15 protein-coding genes, 1 pseudogene and 1 other annotated feature are annotated in these 18,926 nt (G+C 38.0%); of the genes and pseudogenes, 5 read left to right on the top strand and 11 right to left on the bottom strand.

The window, feature by feature from the left end:
- Positions 1-395: 395 nt before the first annotated feature.
- Together ACE198_RS00695 and ACE198_RS00690 are read right to left on the bottom strand one after the other, a co-directional pair.
- Positions 396-545 carry a hypothetical protein gene (locus ACE198_RS00695; RefSeq protein ID WP_375374329.1) on the bottom strand — a complete coding sequence of 50 codons (150 nt, stop codon included), beginning with the start codon at positions 543-545 and terminating at the stop codon, positions 396-398.
- Positions 542-664, bottom strand: a complete 123-nt coding sequence (locus tag ACE198_RS00690) for a hypothetical protein (protein ID WP_257148599.1) — start codon at positions 662-664, stop codon at positions 542-544. The genes ACE198_RS00695 and ACE198_RS00690 overlap by 4 nt, the downstream gene beginning before the upstream one ends.
- A gap of 875 nt (positions 665-1,539) precedes the next feature.
- Here ACE198_RS00690 and ACE198_RS00685 point away from each other — a divergent pair.
- The 3 genes and pseudogenes from ACE198_RS00685 to ACE198_RS00675 form a co-directional block, all read left to right on the top strand.
- Positions 1,540-1,830 (top strand): annotated as a pseudogene (locus ACE198_RS00685) (GntT/GntP/DsdX family permease); the annotation flags it as partial.
- A 42-nt stretch (positions 1,831-1,872) separates the two neighbouring features.
- Positions 1,873-2,013, top strand: coding sequence for a hypothetical protein (locus ACE198_RS00680; RefSeq protein WP_375374328.1), 141 nt, complete (start codon positions 1,873-1,875; stop codon positions 2,011-2,013).
- 164 nt (positions 2,014-2,177) lie between these two features.
- Complete coding sequence (locus tag ACE198_RS00675; protein WP_098576014.1) at positions 2,178-3,131, top strand: 3-hydroxyacyl-CoA dehydrogenase family protein; 954 nt, start codon at positions 2,178-2,180, stop codon at positions 3,129-3,131.
- A gap of 187 nt (positions 3,132-3,318) precedes the next feature.
- Here the strand turns inward: ACE198_RS00675 and ACE198_RS00670 are convergent, their stop codons facing one another.
- A complete protein-coding gene (locus ACE198_RS00670) occupies positions 3,319-5,025 on the bottom strand; it encodes a 2-isopropylmalate synthase (RefSeq protein WP_375374327.1) in 1,707 nt (568 codons plus the stop codon).
- A gap of 69 nt (positions 5,026-5,094) precedes the next feature.
- Positions 5,095-5,338, bottom strand: a binding site (T-box leader).
- Positions 5,339-6,273: 935 nt separating this feature from the next.
- Between ACE198_RS00670 and ACE198_RS00665 the strand changes: the two genes are divergently transcribed.
- Entirely contained in the window at positions 6,274-7,080 is an 807-nt protein-coding gene (locus ACE198_RS00665; RefSeq protein WP_375374326.1) for a LysM peptidoglycan-binding domain-containing protein, read from the top strand.
- A gap of 144 nt (positions 7,081-7,224) precedes the next feature.
- On the opposite strand, the gene ACE198_RS00660 is transcribed toward ACE198_RS00665, so the two are convergent.
- Positions 7,225-7,773: a hypothetical protein gene (locus ACE198_RS00660; protein ID WP_375374325.1), complete on the bottom strand. Its 549-nt coding sequence runs from the start codon at positions 7,771-7,773 to the stop codon at positions 7,225-7,227.
- Positions 7,774-8,382: 609 nt separating this feature from the next.
- Complete coding sequence (locus tag ACE198_RS00655) at positions 8,383-10,458, bottom strand: DUF4179 domain-containing protein (protein WP_375374324.1); 2,076 nt, start codon at positions 10,456-10,458, stop codon at positions 8,383-8,385.
- Between the two features lie 273 nt (positions 10,459-10,731).
- Here ACE198_RS00655 and ACE198_RS00650 point away from each other — a divergent pair, with 273 nt between their 5' ends.
- Positions 10,732-11,199, top strand: coding sequence for a phage tail protein (locus ACE198_RS00650; protein ID WP_375374323.1), 468 nt, complete (start codon positions 10,732-10,734; stop codon positions 11,197-11,199).
- Positions 11,200-11,606: 407 nt separating this feature from the next.
- Here the strand turns inward: ACE198_RS00650 and sdaAA are convergent, their stop codons facing one another.
- The 6 genes from sdaAA to ACE198_RS00620 all read right to left on the bottom strand — a co-directional run bounded on the left by sdaAA (position 11,607) and on the right by ACE198_RS00620 (position 18,854).
- Positions 11,607-12,506 (bottom strand): L-serine ammonia-lyase, iron-sulfur-dependent, subunit alpha, encoded by a 900-nt coding sequence (gene sdaAA / locus ACE198_RS00645; protein ID WP_375374322.1) that lies wholly within the window; start codon positions 12,504-12,506, stop codon positions 11,607-11,609.
- A 53-nt stretch (positions 12,507-12,559) separates the two neighbouring features.
- On the bottom strand, positions 12,560-13,219 hold the full coding sequence (sdaAB, locus tag ACE198_RS00640; protein ID WP_375374321.1) for an L-serine ammonia-lyase, iron-sulfur-dependent subunit beta: 660 nt from the start codon (positions 13,217-13,219) through the stop codon (positions 12,560-12,562).
- Positions 13,220-13,333: 114 nt separating this feature from the next.
- Entirely contained in the window at positions 13,334-14,731 is a 1,398-nt protein-coding gene (locus tag ACE198_RS00635) for an amino acid permease (protein ID WP_375374320.1), read from the bottom strand.
- Between the two features lie 196 nt (positions 14,732-14,927).
- The gene (locus ACE198_RS00630; RefSeq protein WP_098576023.1) at positions 14,928-15,908 is read right to left on the bottom strand and encodes an L-threonine 3-dehydrogenase; all 981 of its coding nucleotides are present in this window, start codon (positions 15,906-15,908) and stop codon (positions 14,928-14,930) included.
- An 82-nt stretch (positions 15,909-15,990) separates the two neighbouring features.
- The gene (locus tag ACE198_RS00625) at positions 15,991-17,172 is read right to left on the bottom strand and encodes a glycine C-acetyltransferase (RefSeq protein ID WP_251462029.1); all 1,182 of its coding nucleotides are present in this window, start codon (positions 17,170-17,172) and stop codon (positions 15,991-15,993) included.
- Between the two features lie 497 nt (positions 17,173-17,669).
- Positions 17,670-18,854, bottom strand: coding sequence for a sulfite reductase subunit alpha (locus ACE198_RS00620; protein ID WP_375374319.1), 1,185 nt, complete (start codon positions 18,852-18,854; stop codon positions 17,670-17,672).
- Between the last annotated feature and the right edge of the window lie 72 nt (positions 18,855-18,926).

The following is an 18,926-nucleotide window of genomic DNA, read 5'->3' as shown; positions in this document are numbered from 1 at the left end:
ATGCTAATTTGTTAATGGAACTTTCCACTTCACTTAAAAGATTTAAAAAAGTGTGCGTCTTACCCAACCTAAATTATAAGATAATGCTTACTTGTCCGTGCGGTAGGAGGCTGTCTAGTTTTAGGATGACTTTCTTGGATTGAATCTTTAATTCTTCTTTTTCTTTTACCAAGATGTATTCGTTGACTCCGACGTAATTGTCGAGCACTTCACGTTTTGTGGGATAGGTTGAGTATATGCAGCTTACCTTACGGCATCCCCTTCATTACTAACGATTCTTACATTCGTGATATTGTGAAGAGTAGTTGAATGCGGATATTCTACCCGGACCTCTTTTTCAATAATCGTAACGCTCCTGTTTTGGACGGGCTCGATTTTCATGAACGAAGAAATTTTTAAAAGTCCGCATCATAATTTCCGATGGTCGGAATCACATACGTTCCATTGCTTGCGAATAATGTAGCCCACTCCTTTAGCTTAAACTCATCATGAGGTTTCGCCTCATGGACTAAAAGATCCTCAATTTCCTGACGTGTTATGTTCATACTTTCACCTTCCCAGCTTCTTCATTTTTGCTTTCCGCTGCTGTCCTCCGTTTATCCCATTCAAGCCAAAAGGAACGCATTTGTTCTTCATCCGTCGCTTGGAGAATTTCCCTGTTCATTCCTTCTTGTCGTGACTATCAAATGCACGAAGACTAGCATCGAACCCGGGCACCTCAGCCAAATGTAATCGCATCCAAAAGTTAAAGCCAATGTGCTAAGGTAATCAGCGTTTATTGTATATTTCAGATAATATCAATATCTAAAAATGTTAATATTTAAATATATCTGAATATTATCTTGATTAACTTAATTTTAAATCTTTACCCCATGTAATTCTAATCGAAATAATCTTTCTTCTAGAGCCAAAATTCAAGATTTTTTTAATATATAAACACAATAAATACATTGTTAATTCTAATGCAAGGAAATGTTTTAATAGGAATAATGAATAGACTTCGTTGTCCTGAGTGAGTTCTAAAAAACGTTTAATTAAAAAAGGGTAAGCGGAGTTGGAAATAAAAATAAAACTACGAATAAATAAAAAGACATCTTTCTATTTAAATCATTCCAAATTTATTTTTTCCCAAAAAAAAAAGCCGTTCTCCCTATAAAATGTACCCTAATAGAGTACTTAAAAAAAGTCTACCTAAAAAGAGAAGGGCAAATTCGCAAGAGACATTTTGTTGCTGTTTGTACCATCTTGTTTTCTCCTCCTAATATGGCTCTGATTTTCTAAATAAGAATTATTAATTAATACAGTAATATTTTCTCCTTATAGATCCCGTTATTGACATACAACTATAAAAAATATTTTTAAAAATCCGCCTTTTTATAAATTAAATTCTATTAGATATTTCAATAGCTATTTATTACAATATAAACATTCGGAAAATTCTCATATATTTAAAATATTTATTTTCTGAATGCTTAAGACAAGGGAATTCTTTAAGTTATTGGAAGACTTAGGGTTATATAAAAAAGGGGGGCAATGAATATGCCATTATTAATGGTTGCACTTGGAGATATTCTACTAATTATTTTAATCACGGGCTTCAAATTAAACGCTTTCATTCCATTGATTATTGTTTCGTTTGTTGTGGCGCTGGCATTAGGGATGCCGCTAGGTGAAATAGTCACTTTAGTAGAAGCTGGATTAGACGGTACTTTAGGATACATAGCGCTAATCTTAGGTTTCGGAGCGATGATTGGTCGTTTGATCGCTTATGCAGGTGGAGCCTATCGAATTTCAATGACATTAATCGATAAGTTTGGAAGCAGGAATGTGCATTTACGACATATACGATTCTTTCATCAGTAGCATCAATTGTTGGAATTATTCTTCTTAATGGATACTTCTGTCATATTAGCTGGTGTAACCATTGTAGCTATCCTAATTGCTGCAGTTGTTATTCACACGATTGAAGGGACTGGAAACAAGAAGAAGCAAATTAAAAATATTTCTGTTTAATCTTTATATATTTACATAACACCAAGAGAAAGCTATCTGATAAATTCCTTTCACAATGAAGTTACTATTATAAAAATAAATAGCAAGATGCTTCCTATTTTTAATAGACTTTCTATTCTAATTATGAAAAATGAAGAAAATATAATACGAAATGAGGTTTTTAAATGAAGATCATCACAGTACTTGGAGCAGGTATAATGGGTCATGGCGTTGCTCAATTACTTGCACAAGCAGGATATATTGTACGTATTCAAGCTAGACGCGAGACATCATTGGAAACAGCAAAAAAAATGATTACGAACAGCTTGAAAATTATGGTTGATAAAGGCATGCTGTCACAAGAAAAAATGGAGCAGACTTTGGATAATATTAAATATACAACAGATTTACTTGAAGCGATCCAGGATACTGATTTTATTCTAGAATCTATTCCAGAAGTGCTTGAGACAAAATTAGATACTTACGAGATTATTGAAAGCATTGTCTCTGAAAAAACGATTATTGCATCTAATACATCTACTTTCCCATTAAAGGAATTAACACAAAGAGCAAAACATCCGGGAAGATTTATCATTACACACTACTTTAACCCTCCACAACTTGTACCAATTGTAGAAATTGCTAAATTTGAGAAGACAGATGAAAATGTCATAAAAGTAACTTATGACCTAATGAAAGAAATCGGTAAAACTCCAGTAGTACTGAAAAAAGAGATTACCGGCTTTATCGTTAACCGCATACAAGTAGCCTTTCTACGGGAATGCTTCAACTTAATTGAATTGGGAGTATGTACGGCAGAAGATATTGATATCGCTGTCAGAGGAAGCATGGGCTTTAAATGGGCTTTCTGCGGACCAATGGAAAGTCAGGATTTAGCAGGTCTGCAAACAACACAAGCTATGGTATACAACATCGAGCAGGATTTATCGAATACAAGAGAAGTTCCTAAATTCTTAAAAGAAATGGTCGAAAAAAGTGAATATGGTATTCGTTCAAATAAAGGTTTCTATGAATACGATGATAATGGGGCAAAAGCAATTTATACACGTGATGATAATTTCCTAGATCTTCTAAAATTAATTCAAGACAAAGAAGGAAAAAACAGCATCAGCAGTTAAATAAGCAATGTGACAGTTTAAAAATAATAAGGTAGAAGTTGGTTTAGCCGGCTTCTTTTTTTTTTGCTCCGTACAGCGTCTCCGCTATATACCAACAAAAAAAGCCTATCAAATAATATAATTTGATAGACATTTCACCTTACATGTTATTTGTTTGTAATAGGTAATGGAGCCCTTTAATATTTTTCTACTTATTTTTTGAATGGATAAATTCTTTTTCAACAGAAAGTTGTAAGCTGGATACCATGTTGTTAACTGCACTAAACAGAGCTTTTACTGAGGAGGTCATAATATCCGTATCAATTCCGCATCCCCAATATACAGCACCATTCTTTGCGGTAATTCCTACATAAGATACAGCGTTTGATCCTGAACCTATCTCCAGCGCATGCTGCTTATAGACCAAATCTTTATAATCGATACCCAGTTGGGTTTGAAGAGCGTTGCTGACAGCATCAAGTCTTCCATTTCCCACACCAGTAAATTTATGTTCTTCATTATTCATCCGGATCGATACAATCGTTTCGTAATAACCATTTTGAGTGTATTTATAACTGATGAATTCGATAGGGGTGTTAATATTTACATATTCATTGATGAAAATATCATAGATTTCATTGGGCATAAGTTCCTTGTGCTTATGATCTGAAACATTTTTCACACAATATCCAAAGCTCTCACGCATTTCGGTAGGTAGGTCAATTCCATACTTTCGCTTAAGGATATAACCGATTCCTCCCTTACCGGATTGACTGTTAATTCGGATGATGTCTCCTTCATATTCTCTTCCTATATCCATCGGATCAATTAATAGATAAGGTACAGTCCAATACTGACGTTCTTCTTCCTCTCGCCATTTCATACCTTTGGCAATGGCATCTTGATGGGAACCTGAAAATGCAGTAAAGACAAGTTCACCGCCATATGGGTGTCTTTCGTGAACCTTCATTCTTGTTAATTTTTCATATTTGGAAATAATAGTAGGGATATCTTCAAAATTCAGCTTGGGATCTACCCCATGGGAATACATGTTTAATGCCAGCGTTACGATGTCCACGTTCCCTGTTCTTTCTCCATTTCCGAACAATGTTCCTTCGACTCTTTGCGCTCCGGCAAGCATTCCTAGCTCAGCATCTGCTACCCCAGTTCCTCTGTCATTGTGCGGATGAAGTGATAGGATTACATTATCTCGGTAGCTCAGATTGTCACTCATATACTCAATTTGACTTGCGTAAACGTGAGGCATGGACATTGATACCGTAGCTGGTAGATTGATAATTACATTGTTACCAGCTGTCGGCTGCCAAATATCAAGTACCTTGTTGCAAATTTCAAGTGCAAACTCCACTTCTGTACCCGTGAAGCTTTCAGGAGAATACTGAAATTGAAAATTCCCTTCGGTTTCAGCAGCATATTTCTTTAGTATTTTTGCTCCAGTTACAGCAATATTAATAATTTCTTCCTTAGATTTTCTAAATACTTGCTCACGCTGTGCTATAGATGTGGAATTGTACAAGTGCACCACTGCTTTATTCGCACCCTGTAACGCTTCAAATGTTTTTTTGATAATATGTTCTCTTGACTGTGTTAAAACTTGAATTTTCACATCATCCGGAATCAAATTTTCTTCAATTAATGTACGTAAAAAAGCAAATTCAGTTTCCGAGGCAGCTGGAAAGCCTACTTCAATTTCCTTGAAACCTACTTGTAAAAGCAACTGAAAATATTCTAACTTTTCCTCTAGACTCATTGGGACGACCAAAGCTTGATTCCCATCACGTAGATCAACACTACACCAGGTAGGAGCTTCTGTAATATACTCCTTCTCTGTCCATTTCAAGCATTGCACTGGGGGCATAAAGTAACCCCTAGAATATTTATCGATATTTTTCATCCCGACTCCCACCTTTTCAATTGTAATTGTTAATTTATTTAAAATAAAAAAGCCCCGTCTCTATAAAAATATAGAGACGAGGCATTGCTCGCGGTACCACTCTAATTGATTAATCATAATAATATTAACCCACTCATTTTCAGTGGCAATCACCACCTATCTACATAACGGTAGAAAACCGACATCCCCTACTGATTAAATTCAGGGAGTAGCTCTTGGATGAGTTCAAAGGCAATAACTACCGATTCTCACCAACCATCGGCTCTCTAACAAGTTTATAATTCCTTTTACTATTTCCAATCTTTGCTTAATATTTAATTAAATTCGATAATATATCGATAAACTCGAGTTGTCAATACCAAATTTACTGAAAATAAAGATTAATATGAATTAATATCACTTCTTTAAAAGAAAACCCCTATATTAATACCTTCCTATAGCACTTCTAATTTTTACTTTTGCTTTCATTTGTGCCATTTGATCACACCTGTTTCAAAGTATTAATAGAATCAATATGGACAGGAAGATTCGACCTTAAAAACACATTATTTATCAGAGATGACTATTTGAAAAAGGACTATTCAAGTTGATCCAATTAGTAGGAAGCACCATTGTTTTATAACTTTTGTCTGAAGTTCCTTACATCCTAGATTTGTAAAATATCTGACAACTTCCAACTAAGAAAAAATATTATAAAAATCTTTGATTGACCTTTTGCTGGACCTGGGATACCCCCTCCTTTTTTTAACTAGTCATATGTCATTTAGTCTTGTCTATAAATATCTAATAATATCATCTCCGTGAGCAAGTTGTGACCAAAGGTGTGACCATTTTTCTTAGTTTAATTAATGGTATTAAACTAGTTATTGAAGAGGTGGATACAAACCTCCTCTTCTATTTTAGTAGGACTTAATCCTGAATTACAAGATAGCCAAATTATGTTGGAATGAGAAGAAGTTTCAAAAGAAAAAGAAATTCTTAACCTTGGTCAGAGCCTTTTCTTGTCCTGCTATTGCTTTTACTGTCCGCTGTTTATCCCCGGTAATTAAGATTACTTCTATTCCTATACCTTTAAGGCGGCTTATGGCTGATTTTGAGGTTTCTTATAACGAACTATCAATATCTGATTAACTACAATTTATTACAAACTTATTACATTATTTTTACGATTTCGACAAATTATAGCAAATTATTCAATTGATATGTAAACTAAAATTAATAAATGAAACGATTACTAAGGGGATACACATGAAAAAGAAAATTATAGCATTCGTTACAGCTACCGTATTCGGGACTTCCCTATATAGTACGTCAGCCATGGCTGCAACAATCAAAGTTAAAAGTGGGGATACTTTATCAAAGTATTCAAAGCAATATAAAATATCAGTTTCAGAGATTAAGAAAGCTAATAAATTATCAAGCGATAGAATCAAAATAGGTCAAAGTATATACATACCTGAAAAAGGCAAGGTCGTGACTAAAACAAACACCAGTCCATCTTCATTGGTATATACGGTAAAATCCGGTGATAGCTTGTCATCAATCGCAAAGAAGTATAGGACAACTGTAACACAACTAAAAGCAGGGAATCGATTGAAATCGAATCTAATTAAAATAGGTCAAAAATTAAAAATTAGTAGTGGTACTGCAACATCACCTGTTGCTCCGGCTCCCGCAGCAAATAAACCTGCAGTGTCTACCATTAATAAAAACAAGTTGATTCAAAACGCTAAAACTGTGGTTGGCAGCCCTTACAAATGGGGAGGAACTACTCCAAGCGGATTTGATTGCAGTGGATTTATTTACTATGTGATCAACAAACAAAAATCCGTATCTCGTCAGACTGTTGCTGGATATTGGAACAAGATGAAACCTGTGTCTACTTTATCCGTCGGCGATTTTGTCTATTACGAAACGTATAAAAAAGGTCCTTCACATATGGGAATCTACGTAGGAAATGGTCAGTTCGTTCATTCTGGGTCCCATGGAGTTGAAATTTCCAATATGAATATTTCTTACTGGAAATCTCGCTATCTTGGAGCAAGACAACTCTAGTTTCAAAAGTCCTTATGTATCGATAAGGGCTTTTTTTATTTATCTAACTAAATGATTCTATCGCAAATGTCCAATTAAGGTCATTCCCGAAAGTAAATGCGATGCTTATTTTAGCATCGCACCCGTTTTTGAATAACATGTTGGTTATAAAAAGGAATGAATTATAAATAGAATTGCGAAACTAACTCCAGAACGCAAATGCCACTTCCTGTCCATCCTCTGATATCGAAATAATCCGGATATAGGGACTGGCAGAAGGACTAGCAAGGAAAGCAATCCACTTATATTATTAAAATCAAATTTGAAGCCGTGCATAAAGACAGCTACCGTATGCACGATAATAAAAGCGATGGCGATAATCGCTGCTGGAGTATGCCATTTTCGGGTAAAGCGCAGCAATATGGCCAACCATTTTTTTACCTCTACTTGTCCTTTCAGCATACGAAGCCTCATCACACGTAGAAGCACATAATACGCAAGTACAAAAAATAAGGCAATTCTAGCAATGGAGCCAAAATCTTTAAATGTATGTTCGAACTGCCTGCTGTGCAAAGTGGTTAATGGAAGCTGTAATAGCCCCTTAAGTTCCCAAAACACTATCAAAGCAGCGATAATTAACGCAATGATTAACCATATTCGTTCCTTTTTAGGAACCCATCCTTGTTTTTGGACCTTGATTTCCCTTGCATTCATTGATCTGTCCTCCTATATAAATATAAGAAACTTACATTCAGTTTCATCATTCCAAAATGACTCCATTTTTTTTATAAAACAATCCCCTTAAAGTTAAAATAACCTTCAATTTTATTTAAATACAATTTAGCACATTAAATGAATGCATTTTATATATTAATGAATTATTAATAATAAATTAATTGAAAAAATAGGTTCATATTATTGATTGATCTTTAAAAGCTGGTCGATAAAAAGCTGCTGATTCCCGCATCTAGGGACAGAGGGTACGCACTTATCGGGTGGGGAATTAGGTTAACCCCCCGAGCTGATAAATAGACGGAGAAATTCCGCTTAATTAATAATTATTATTAAAAAAGGCTTAAATAGACGGAGAGATTCCGCCTATTTACTCAAAAAACGTGAAAATGGGGGATTTTTCTTTGCATAAGCGGAAATTCTCCGCTTATTTACCCCGAAACGAGCTCCATTCTGCATTTAACCGGAAATTCTCCGCTTATTCTACTTTTGCTGGTTACAGACTAAACTTCCCCATTAATATAAAAATAAAAAGCTGCCAAAATGACAGCTCTGTTCTTCATAGTATTGCATTAATTCTTTATGCCGAGTTTATTTCAACGAAATCTTCACAACATCTTCCAAATATTTCGTTGCACTATATCCAAAAATCTCCAGCTTTTTAGGAACCACTTTCTCACCAGTGCCGTTACCGTCCAACTTCATGCTTTGAACGGTTACGAAATAACGAGGCTGCTCGATTTCATCAAAAGGGACTGGGAATTCATTCGTATCGTATTCCGTCCCATTTTTATCAACGAGCACCCCATCCGTATTCATCTCCGTAGTAATCGGCTCGTTTTCATCTTCTCCCACAATATTGAAGTTAAGCGCCTCATACGCTCGATTCTTCACTTCATGATCGCTTATGACAATAATGGAGGGCTGTCCAACTTCCAGTTTGTCGATAGAGATTGTACTGCCTGCATATTCAAAAGTTTGAGGATATTGCTTAGCAGCATCCAGTTCGATGGTTTTTGGGTCTTGAAACGTTAAATTAATAGATGCGAGTTGAACGTGAACCTCTTTTGGCTTTTCTCCGAAAAGGGGTTCAAAGTTTGTTTGAAAAGTCGTCCAATTCATGTCTTGCTGTGAATTCATAAAAGAGCTGCCATACAGATCAGTTTTTACAATTTTATTGTTCACTTCCAGATTATCAATATTAAGAACATCAATCATCTTCTCTGGCTTTTCATTATTAATACCATATTGCAGAATTGTTGCTGTTGGCGCAATGGTTAGTTTATCAAATCGAACCGGGATCCCCTCGACTTCTGTTTCTTGATTCAAGGCATATTCAACGGAAGGCTGTTTTGTCACAGGAATCTCGAAATTCCACTCCCCAGTTTCATATCCAGGGTACAGGGGAGTGCTAATAACTTTCTGGTCAGAGGAATCACGAATCAATTTCAAGAGCCTTGTGATTTTTAGTTTGATCGTTCCATTCTCCTTATTGAGTGGCAGTAGACTAATTTTTCCTTGATACACATTCTTCTCTTTTTTATTGCCATCTGATTTAAGGTCAGGGGGATTGTACCTAGGATGACCTTCCGTATTCATGAGTTCAAGTTCATTCTCCACAATAACCCCATCATCATAATTCATCATATATTGATTTTCTTCATTTGTATCTTCAATTTCATAAAAGACAAGCGTCTGAACATCATCAGCAATCACACTTCTGATCTTAATTTTCACCCCATCGCTTTCCGCTTCCAGGTTCAGCCTTTCACCAAGGTCCTGTTGCAGAAAGGGACGCAATTCCTGATCTTTTTCTGTCCAAGTATAGTAGAGGCTAGTAAAACTCCCTGTAAAAACTTCTATACCTATTAATAATGCTATAAAACTTGCAAATACAATGCCCATTCTTAAACGTTTCTTGTTCTTTTGTTGTCTGTCCTTTTCCTTTTCTACCAGCCTTGTTTTGACGTTCTCCATGAAACCGGATGGTATATGCAAATCTTTCATCCCATCGGTTAGATCTATCATGGTTAACATGACATCTTGAAAGCCAGCCAAATCCACCTGACATTCTTGACAATGATAAATATGTATCTCTAATTCAATCTTTTTCGGGCGATCTAGAGTTCTTTCTAAATAATCGATGTAATCCTTATAATATTCCTTACAGCCATTAAAGGATGAACCGTACCCCATTTCTATCCTAAGTGACTGAATTCCGGAAAACAAAAGCTCTTTCAGCTTTTCCACTGATATTTGGAGAAGCTGTGCCGCCTCCACATGTGAGAGCCCTTTTACATAGGTAAGGACCATCGCTTCTTTCTCGATGTCTTTCAATTGATCAAGTGCTTTAAATATACTCTGACGTGGTTCACCTTCCCCAGAAGCTTGTAAACCTCTATCAATAGAAAGCTCACGACAAATATGTATGAAAATGGATGTAACCCATGTTTCGAATGATGTTTCACTTTTAAAGCGCGGCAATTCCTTGTGGACTTTTAAAATGGACCGGTAAAAAAGCTCTTCCATTTCCTTCTGGTTACTAAGATAGGACCAACCAAGCGTATAGAACGCCTGTTTATGCTGATCCAACCAATCGAAGATGGATTCCACGCTTTTTTTGCTTATTGAAGTGATTGAAGTAGAATCTATCTTTGCTGGGATCATTCATGCGTTCCCCCCTTTTTGTTCTCTATATGGTATTTATACTTTGAATTATCTTCCTATTATAATAGATTTCATTTAAAATTGGTCTATATTTCCTTTTCTTAACAAAAGTATCCTGCCACTATCTGCTATATTTTCCAAGCATATTAATTAATAAAATCCCGTATTTTTTCAGAAGGAACCGATGCAGGAAGAAACCTTGTTACTTGATGTGTATTAAGTTCTGTGAAGTGTTAATAATTGTTAGAGATAAGTGAAAAAGGAGCGAGGGAAATGACCTATATAGTTGATTTTAAAAATGTGTCTACAGTTGGCTTAGAGTCCTCACCTATTGCAGAAGCGCTTGCTGGTTTACGCGCGAATGAAGCCCGTTATTTTATGAATAAATACAAGCATGAGTTTACGGTTGAACCAGCTGACGAAAGCCAGGAGACCATTGATTATGTGAACCGGATTTTGAAAGAAGAACGTGATATTGAGTTTGCGGCCAAACCTTTAGAAACTTCGCGTTTTCAAGTGGAAAATATCAATTGGGCTTACGTCTTTTATGAGGATGGTCTTGAGGTCAACGTCTTGTATACGTTAGATGGCCCAAAGCCGAAACGTGCCGTTGGTTTTAAGCTTTCGGAGGGGATGGAGGTACCCAAGGAGTTAGAAGGGAAGTTTAAGTTTGCTAGACAGAAATCTAAACTAGCTGGAACAATTCGGGGCTCGTTTTTTGTAATTAAACGAGAATATTAAAGTAAGGAAAAGGGATAGTCAAGGAATCCTGCCATTATTCATATTCCTTGATTAAAATAAAGCAGCAACTTCCTTTAAGTAACCAGCAAAAATAAGCGGATTTTTTCCGGTTAAATGTGGAACGGAGCTTGTTTCGGGGTAAATAAGGGAAGTTTTTCCGACTACTCAGTGCAACAACCACCATTTTCAAGTTTTTCGAGTAGATAGGCGGAGTTTCTCCGTCTATTTAAGCTATTTTTAATGATAATTACAAATTAAGCGGAATTTTTCCGTTTATTTATCTGATTGGATGCTTAACACGCCCCCTCCGATACGAGCGGATTCACATGATCCCAGATTTCCCCCTATCCTTTCATAGATTCCTATAAATAAAGCTGCCTGGAATGACCGGCAGCTTTTTAAAGGAGTTATATTAAATAATCAATCAGTTTTTCTTTCGGATGGCCAAAGATTTCTGCTTCTAGCCTCCGTCCGGTCGGGGTAGCCGCCAACCCGCCTTCGGCTGTTTCCCTTAACGCAGAAGGCATTGACTGTCCAATCGCATACATGGCTCCAATCACTTCGTCACATGGAATCCTGCTGGTTATCCCAGCAAGGGCCATATCAGCAGCTGTCAAAGCATTGGATGCACCCATTGCATTCCGTTTCACGCAAGGCACTTCAACGAGACCAGCAACCGGATCGCAAACAAGGCCCAGCATATTTTTTAAGGTAATAGCCATCGCTTCGGCTGATTGCTTAGGCGTACCGCCAGCCATTTCAACAATTGCAGCTGCTGCCATCCCTGAAGCCGAACCTACTTCTGCCTGACAACCGCCTGCAGCCCCTGAAATGGATGCATTGTTTGCAACGACAAATCCAAACGCCCCTGCCGTAAATAAAAATTCAATCATTTCCTGCCTAGTTGGATTGAGTTTATCCTTTACTGCAAATAATGTACCTGGAACGACTCCCGCCGATCCTGCAGTCGGTGTAGCACAAATGATGCCCATTGCTGCATTGACTTCATTCGTGGCAACCGCCTTGCTCACCGCATCCAACAGCAATGTGCCGGTAAGAGATTTCCCGCTTTGAATATAGTTTTGCAGCAATAATGCATCGCCGCCTGTGAGTCCTGTGCGTGATTTTACTCCTTTTATGCCCCGTTCGATCGCCCGTTCCATTACGGTCAGGTTTTGATCCATTTTGGCAAGCACTTCTTCACGGGAAAGGCCAGAAACTTCTATTTCCTGCCGAATCATAATTTCGGCTATTTTTACCTGATGTTGTTCCGCCAGCGAAACAAGTTCAGCTACATTACGAAACATAGCATTTCCCCCTGAATCTACTAATCATTTATGTTTAATGCCCGAAAATATTATCATTCAACAATACGGATGACACTTACAACGTTGTCCAGCTTTTGCAGATCGCTTACCAACTGGTTATTTATCTTTTCATCCGATTCAATGACCATGATGGCCATGTCGCCTTTATCTTTCCTGGCCACTTCCATATGACCGATGTTTATTTTATTTTGCGAAAAAATGCTTGTTACCGAGCTGATGACGCCAAAACGGTCATTATGAATGACGAGGATTGCAGGGTCACCCGATAATTTTAGTTTGAAGGAGTTGATTTCTGTTATTTCAATGGCTCCTCCGCCGATGGAGATGCCAATGATCTCCAGCTCTTTATCTTCCGCAAAAAGATTAATCTTTACTGTATTTGGGTGTTCTGTAACGGCTTCTTCCTCTTGAAAGATGACCTCCATGCCCAGTTGTTCTGCTATTTCCATAGCCTCGGGGATCCGCTCGTCAAATGTATCAAAATCCAGTAATCCCGCAACAAGAGCTAAGTCAGTACCATGTCCTTTATACGTCTTTGCAAATGAGCCGTACAGCGAGAGGACAGCCCTTTTCGGCTGGCACTCGAACAGGGTTCTGGCCACGCGGCCAATTCGGACTGCACCAGCAGTATGTGAACTGGAAGGTCCAATCATAATCGGACCAATGATTTCAAATGCTGATCGATATTTCATTGTTTTCACCCGTTCCTATACTTATGATTCTTTATATTAATGTTCCTTTTGCATCCAATCTTTAAGGAAAAATAGGGACAAGTTATAAAAACTGTCCCTATTCTGTATTAAAATTTACACTGCTTTCTTATCTGTCCGATCTTCTGTTTGAAGTTCCGCAGGTACACGCTTGTTGATTCCGAAAGCATAAAAGCTGATTGCTACAATAGCCAGGAAGACGATACCCGCAATTAGTGAAATACGAGTGTCTTCGTTGAACCACATACCAACAAGCACCGCTGTCAGATAGGCAATTGTCACATAGTTAGTGACAGGTGCAAAAGGCATTTTGAATGGATGGCTGGCCATTTTATCAGCATGAACCTTTCTGAACTTGATTTGGCTGATCAAGATGACAAACCAAGGAACCATACCTGGAAGAACACTTGAAGCATAGACGTACACAAACAATTTTTCTGGTGCAATATAACTTAACACTACACCAACGCCAAGGCCGATCAGAACGCCAATGGTACCGAATAAAGGCACTCCGTTACTCGAAACCTTTGCAAACGCTTTTGGAGCTTGACCATTAACACCAAGAGTATAAAGCATGCGCCCTGCGCTGTAGATACCGCTGTTACATCCAGACATCGCAGCAGTGATAACAACAAAGTTAATGATTCCGGCTGCCGCTGTAATACCGATTTTTGCAAAAGTTGCTACGAACGGGCTTCCTAAAGAAGTTAATTGATCCCAAGGATAAACTGTGACAATAACAAAGATTGCGCCAATATAAAATACGAGGATACGCCAAATTGTACTTTGAATCGCGTTCCTTATTGTTTTCTGAGGATCTTTCGCTTCACCAGCTGTAATACCAATAAGTTCTACACCTTGATATGCACCAACAACGAGTGATAGGGCAAAGAGGAATCCTTTAAGACCGCCAGTAAAGAAACCGCCATTTTTCCAGAGGTTCGATAAGCCGATTGATTCTCCTCCGTTACCAAGACCGAAGAAAATCAGGCCAAAACCTGCAACAATCATCAATACAATCGTAACTACTTTAATCAACGCAAACCAAAATTCGAATTCACCAAATGATTTAACAGAAATAAAGTTCGCTGCCCCAAGGATAACCATTGCGATTAGGCCTGGGATCCACGCTGGAAGATCTGGGAACCAATACTGCATATATGTGCCGATTGCGATAACTTCCGCCATACCAACAACTACCCACTGGAACCAGTTACTCCAGGCAGTCATATATCCTGCTATTGGATGGATATACTTATATCCAAATGTTGCAAATGAACCTGTACTTGGTTCCAAGTAGAGCATTTCGCCCATGGCGCGCATTATCAAATAAAGAAAAATTCCTGTAATTCCATATGCTAACATAACGGATGGACCCGTCCAGCCTATTGTGCTGGATGATCCCATAAATAGACCTACCCCAATCGTTCCACCCAAAGCAATCATTTGAATATGGCGCGAACTTAAGCCCCTACTCAATTCCTTGTTTGCCATTTCGTTTCCTCCCCTGTACGCTTATTGTCAAAATTCAAGCAAGATTCATATAACCCCATGTTCATATTTATTATTGCAAGATAACTTAAGATAACATAATCACCAGAAAGTAGTCCACCCGAAAAATACAATTGTCTTTTTTCTAGAGATGGATTATAATAGACTGGTAGACGGAAGTTTGTACAGTTTGCAGAAATTAAAAGGCTAATGCAAGTTCTCTAAAAGGAATGCCTAATTTCTCTGATAAATTTTCCAACATGTCTTTTGTCATACGATCCAAGTCGTATTGTGGATTAAAATCCCATTCTTCACGTGCGGCAGAGGCATCAATACTATTTGGCCATGAGTTTGCAATGCCTTGGCGTACAGGATCAACATTGTATGACATTTCAAATTCAGGAATGAACTTCTTAATTGATGCAGCAATTTGTTCTGGCTCAAAGCTCATCGCAGTGATGTTAAATGCATTGCGGTGCTTCAATCGTGAAGGATCAGCCTCCATCAATTGAATGATTGCTTCGATTGCATCTGGCATATACATCATATCCATAAACGTTCCTTTGCCAATGAAGGATGTATATTTCTTGTTTTTCAGAGCTTCGTAGTAAATGTCAACTGCATAATCGGTTGTTCCCCCACCTGGAAGAGTCTTGTAAGAAATCAGACCAGGGAACCTTACTCCGCGTACGTCTACACCGAATTTGGAGAAATAGTAGTCACAGAGCAATTCTCCGGCTACCTTAGTAACACCGTACATTGTGGTAGGCCTTTGAACTGTATCCTGAGGTGTCATATCTGCGGGTGTTTCCGGTCCGAAAGCTGCGATGGAGCTCGGTATAAAGAGTTTTAGGTTTAATTCACGTGAAACTTCAAGTGCGTTCATAAGACCGCCCATATTTAGATCCCATGCGAATTTTGGTTTTGTTTCACCTACCGCCGACAGCAGCGCAGCAAGATGGATGAGAGTGTCGACTTTATATGTTTTGCAAAGGTCAAGCATTGCTTTAAAATCCATCACATCAAGGATTTCAAATGTACCTCTTTCGATGACTGGATTGCCTTCAATACGGCGGATGTCTGTTGCGATAACGTTTTCTGTTCCGTACACTTCTCTGAGACGGTGTGTCAATTCAGAACCGATTTGTCCAAGACTGCCAGTTATAAGAATTTTTTTCATAAGACTTTACCTCCTAAGGTTTCTACTATAAATTTTGCAATTGATTCTAGTATTCTGTTATTCTTTGTAAAATTTTAAATGATTAGATAATAGACAACTCTTTGCCAATTTTTTCATAAACTGCCAGAACCTCATCGAGCATTTCCTTGGTATGTGCAGCCGTAGGCATATTTCTAACCCTGCCTGTACCTCTAGGAACCGTTGGGAAGGTAATCGATTTTGCATACACGCCTTCTTCCATCAGCCTGCGAGAAAATAATTGGGTAAGATCTTCTTTTCCGATAATGCATGGAGTAATTGGAGTTTCGGAATGTCCAATATCGAAACCAAGTTTCTTTAAGCCTTCTTTTAGATATCTTCCGTTTTCCCAAAGCTTTTCAACTTTTTCTGTCGATTCAGTCATAATATTGATTGCTTCAATACAACCGGCAGCATCCCCAGGAGTCAATGAAGTTGAAAACAGGAACGGACGTGCCCGGACTTTCAGCCAGTCAATCAATTGCTCTGACCCTGCTACATATCCGCCAACGACGCCAATCGCTTTTGAAAGGGTCCCAATCTGCAGATCAATTCGGTCTGAGAGGCCAAAATGCTTGACTGTACCAGCACCGTTCCCCATTACACCTGAGCCATGAGCATCATCTACATATGTGATTAACCCAAACTCTTCAGCAATTTCAACGATTTCCGGAAGCTTTGCTACATCACCGTCCATTGAAAAAACTCCGTCCGTGATGTACATGACTTTTTCGTATAAGCCGCTTTCAATCGTTTCTTTCGCAACTCGGCGTAAATCGTCCATGTCCTGGTGTTTGACGCGGATAATTTTCGCTCCAGATAATCTGCATCCATCAATGATCGATGCATGGTTTAATTCATCCGAGAGAATAGCATCTTTCTTAGTCATAAGAGCTGAAATAGCACCCATGTTGCAATTGAACCCCGACTGGAAGGCAATTGCCGCTTCGGTATGTTTGAACTTGGCAATTGTTTTCTCTAATTCATTATGAATGCTCAATGTACCATTGATTGTACGGACTGCACCTGCTCCCAACCCATACTTATCGATTGCTTCATGCGCCTTTTGCTTCATTCTTTCATTATTGGCAAGACCAAGATAGTTATTGGATGACATATTGATTAGTGATTTGCCATTGATGGTAACTATAGGGCCATTGGGTCCTTCTACAGTATCAATAACATTGTAAAGACCATTTTCCCTCAACTCGTTCAGTTGGGGTGTTAAGAAGTCCTTTAAAACCATTTTCGCCAAAATAATTCCTCCTCTTAAATTACCTTACTAAGGGTTCTTCACATAACAACTACTCGTATTTTTTATCGGGAACATCATTTTAATACGGCTTTACTTGAAAGCGATTTCAGCTGCCTTCCAAAAAAAAGCAATTAGTTTTCAATAAATAATTACTCCCTAAATTTTCAAATCGTACTTTTTGACCGAATGAAGTTATGCTATTGAATTGGATGTGTCATAATAAACTTGTTTAGTTGATTCATATGTTCAGTGCTATTCTATAATTATGTCGGAAAAGTGTCAATACTGTTAGAAAAAGACGAATCATTCAGACTAATGCCTCGATTAAAGAAAGATAGAGAAATAAAAGGTTCATTAAGACTAGAAATCATTTTTTGCTTTTGGAAACTCTATTGAGCAGCAACAAATTCACATTAATCCTGAAACAAGACAAACAACCTTCATACCGAACGGGACAAAGGTCGTTTGTAAATATATTTACTTACCATTTAATACACATCACGCTGATAACGCCCTTGCTTCTGCATATCTTTCAGATACGCTTCTGCTTCATCGCGGCTCATGGAACCCTCTTTCTCAATTATGTTAGTAAGTGTTTCATGGACGTCCTTCGCCATGTATTCCTTATCTCCACACACATAGAAATAAGCACCTGTTTGCAGCCACTCGAATATTTCTTTACTGTGTTCTTGCATTTTATGTTGAACATATACTTTTTGAGCGCCATCGCGAGAGAAGGCCGTATCTAATTTAGAAAGTACTCCCTCTTGCAGATATTGTTCCAACTCATCTTTATAAAGGAAATCAGAAGCTGCATGCTGGTCCCCAAAAAATAGCCACGAGCGGCCTGTTCCTCTATTCACTGTACGTTCCTGTATAAAAGAACGGAATGGTGCAATACCTGTCCCAGGTCCAACCATAATAATATCAGTATCTTGAGACTCTGGCAGATGAAAATGTTTATTTGCTTGTATAAAAACAGGAAGCGTATCTCCTTCATTCACACGTTCCGCACATAACACAGAGCAAACCCCTTTACGGTCGCGTCCATGAGCCGTGTAGCGTACAGCACCGATAGTTAAATGAACTTCCTCTGGATTCGCTGCAATGCTGCTCGCAATCGAGTAGAGCCGCGCCGTCATTTTTCTTAAAATAGAGACAAATTCTTGAGCAGTTGCTTTCCATGGACCGAATTCACGTACCATATCAAGTAAATCCCGCCCATAGCAATATTCCTTCAATTGGGCTGCATTTTCAACCTGGATGAGCTTTTGTAACTCTTCGTTTTCTGTAAAGGCAGCTGCCTGCTGTAAGACCTTTTTAGATAGCAGTGTAATTTCAAAATAGGTAGTTAACGCTTCCATTAGTGGAAGTGTTTCACCTTGCTTATTGATTGTTACAGGCGTTGCTTCATCCCAGTGCATCTCTTCAAGCAGGGAAGCAACAAGTTCTGGATCATTTGAAGGAATAATACCAAGGGCATCACCTGGCACATAAGAAAGCCCCGACCCTTTTAGTGATAACTCAATATGCCTTGTTTCTTTACTAGAGCCTGCACCATTTATATTAATGTTTTTAAGAATTTTTGCTTGAAACGGATTTGTTCGTGAAAATGTTGTTGGAACTTGTTTGTCTTTTTGGTCAGTCTTTGTGTTATCCAATGTTTTTTGCATGGTTCTTAACCTCCAAAAGTAATATATACATTTTAACATTAATTTTGGAAATTAGATGTATATTTTTTCACA

Origin of the sequence: Neobacillus sp. KR4-4 (genome assembly GCF_042136325.1) — a bacterium.
Classification (GTDB): domain Bacteria; phylum Bacillota; class Bacilli; order Bacillales; family Cytobacillaceae; genus Neobacillus.
This window is presented reverse-complemented; position numbering and strand designations above follow the sequence as displayed.